Source organism: Oceanobacillus saliphilus, assembly GCF_023522835.1.
GTDB lineage: Bacteria > Bacillota > Bacilli > Bacillales > Amphibacillaceae > Oceanobacillus > Oceanobacillus saliphilus.
In genome coordinates this window covers 1-2,985 of the sequence record NZ_JALCZU010000025.1, presented here as the reverse complement: position 1 = coordinate 2,985, position 2,985 = coordinate 1, and the positions used below count along the sequence as shown (strand labels likewise).

The 2,985-nt window shown below is 51.2% G+C and carries 1 rRNA gene; it reads left to right on the top strand.

Annotated features, from left to right (window positions below):
• The first annotated feature begins 16 nt into the window (after positions 1-16).
• Positions 17-2,936 (top strand): 23S ribosomal RNA (locus MN204_RS20195).
• Positions 2,937-2,985 lie beyond the last annotated feature (49 nt).

Below are 2,985 nucleotides of genomic sequence, written 5' to 3'. Positions count from 1 at the left end.
TTATTTACTGTAACTTAGTTAAGTGAATAAGGGCGCACGGTGGATGCCTTGGCACTAGGAGCCGATGAAGGACGGGACTAACACCGATATGCTTCGGGGAGCTGTAAGTAAGCTTTGATCCGGAGATTTCCGAATGGGGGAACCCACTGTTCGTAATGGGACAGTACATGTATCTGAATACATAGGATGCATGAGGCAGACCCGGGGAACTGAAACATCTAAGTACCCGGAGGAAGAGAAAGAAAAATCGATTTCCTAAGTAGCGGCGAGCGAAACGGAAAGAGCCCAAACCAGAAAGCTTGCTTTCTGGGGTTGTAGGACACTCCATTGGAGTTACAAAGAAATTCTTTAGACGAATCGATCTGGAAAGGTCAGCCACAGCGGGTAACAGCCCTGTAGTCAAAAAGGAATTTCCTCCGGAGTGTATCCTGAGTACGGCGGAACACGAGAAATTCCGTCGGAATCCGGGAGGACCATCTCCCAAGGCTAAATACTACCTAGTGACCGATAGTGAACCAGTACCGTGAGGGAAAGGTGAAAAGCACCCCGGAAGGGGAGTGAAATAGATCCTGAAACCGTGTGCCTACAAGTAGTCGAAGCCCGTTAATGGGTGACGGCGTACCTTTTGTAGAATGGACCGGCGAGTTACGATCGTATGCAAGGTTAAGTGGATGACACGGAGCCGCAGCGAAAGCGAGTCTGAATAGGGCGACATAGTATGCGGTCGTAGACCCGAAACCGTGTGATCTACCCATGTCCAGGGTGAAGGTCAGGTAACACTGACTGGAGGCCCGAACCCACGTATGTTGAAAAATGCGGGGATGAGGTGTGGGTAGGGGTGAAATGCCAATCGAACACGGAGATAGCTGGTTCTCTCCGAAATAGCTTTAGGGCTAGCCTCAAAGAAAAGAGTACTGGAGGTAGAGCACTGATTGGACTAGGGGCCCTCACCGGGTTACCGAATTCAGTCAAACTCCGAATGCCAGTTACTTAGCTTTGGGAGTCAGACTATGGGTGATAAGGTTCATAGTCGAGAGGGAAACAGCCCAGACCACCAGCTAAGGTCCCAAAGTATACGTTAAGTGGAAAAGGATGTGGAGTTGCTCAGACAACCAGGATGTTGGCTTAGAAGCAGCCATCATTTAAAGAGTGCGTAATAGCTCACTGGTCGAGTGACTCTGCGCCGAAAATGTACCGGGGCTAAACGTATCACCGAAGCTGTGGATTGTTCTTTTAGAACAATGGTAGGAGAGCGTTCTAAGTGCTGTGAAGTCAGACCGTGAGGACTGGTGGAGCGCTTAGAAGTGAGAATGCCGGTATGAGTAGCGAAAAAAGAGTGAGAATCTCTTTCACCGAATGCCTAAGGTTTCCTGAGGAAGGCTCGTCCTCTCAGGGTTAGTCGGGACCTAAGCCGAGGCCGAAAGGCGTAGGCGATGGACAACAGGTAGATATTCCTGTACCACCTCATGATTGTTTGAGCGATGGGGGGACGCAGAAGGATAAGGAATGCGCACTGATGGATATGTGCGCCCAAGCAGTGAGAAAGTCAGATAGGCAAATCCGTCTGGCAATTTCAAGCTGTGATGGGGAGGGAAATTTAGTACCGAAGTTCCGGATTTCACACTGCCAAGAAAAGCCTCTAGTTAGATCATAGGTGCCCGTACCGCAAACCGACACAGGTAGGCGAGGAGAGAATCCTAAGGTGAGCGGGAGAACTCTCGTTAAGGAACTCGGCAAAATGACCCCGTAACTTCGGGAGAAGGGGTGCTCCTTTTTAGGAGGAGCCGCAGTGAATAGGCCCAAGCGACTGTTTAGCAAAAACACAGGTCTCTGCGAAGCCGAAAGGCGAAGTATAGGGGCTGACACCTGCCCGGTGCTGGAAGGTTAAGGGAAAGAGTTAGCTGCAAAGCGAAGCTTAGAACCGAAGCCCCAGTAAACGGCGGCCGTAACTATAACGGTCCTAAGGTAGCGAAATTCCTTGTCGGGTAAGTTCCGACCCGCACGAAAGGTGCAACGACTTGGGCACTGTCTCAACGAGAGACCCGGTGAAATTATACTATGCGTGAAGATGCGCATTACCCGCGACAGGACGGAAAGACCCCGTGGAGCTTTACTGTAGCCTGATATTGACTGTTTGTGCAGCTTGTACAGGATAGGTGGGAGCCTTAGAAGCGTGAGCGCTAGCTTACGTGGAGGCACCCGTGGGATACCACCCTAGCTGTATGAACATTCTAACCCAGGACCGTGATCCGGTTCGGAGACAGTGTCAGGCGGGCAGTTTGACTGGGGCGGTCGCCTCCTAAAAGGTAACGGAGGCGCCCAAAGGTTCCCTCAGAATGGTTGGAAATCATTCGAAGAGTGTAAAGGCAGAAGGGAGCTTGACTGCGAGACCTACAAGTCGAGCAGGGACGAAAGTCGGGCTTAGTGATCCGGTGGTTCCGCATGGAAGGGCCATCGCTCAACGGATAAAAGCTACCCCGGGGATAACAGGCTTATCTCCCCCAAGAGTTCACATCGACGGGGAGGTTTGGCACCTCGATGTCGGCTCATCGCATCCTGGGGCTGTAGTCGGTCCCAAGGGTTGGGCTGTTCGCCCATTAAAGCGGTACGCGAGCTGGGTTCAGAACGTCGTGAGACAGTTCGGTCCCTATCCGTCGTGGGCGTTGGAAGTTTGAGAGGAGCTGTCCTTAGTACGAGAGGACCGGGATGGACACACCGCTGGTGTACCAGTTGTTCCGCCAGGAGCATAGCTGGGTAGCTACGTGTGGAAAGGATAAGTGCTGAAAGCATCTAAGCATGAAGCCCCCCTCAAGATGAAACTTCCCATCACTTCGAGTGAGTAAGATCCCTCAGAGACGATGAGGTTGATAGGTTCGAGGTGGAAGCGTGGTGACACGTGTAGCTGACGAATACTAATAGATCGAGGACTTAACTAAACTTCTTTTGATGTCTTGATTTACTCTTATTTAGTTTTCAAGGTATAAA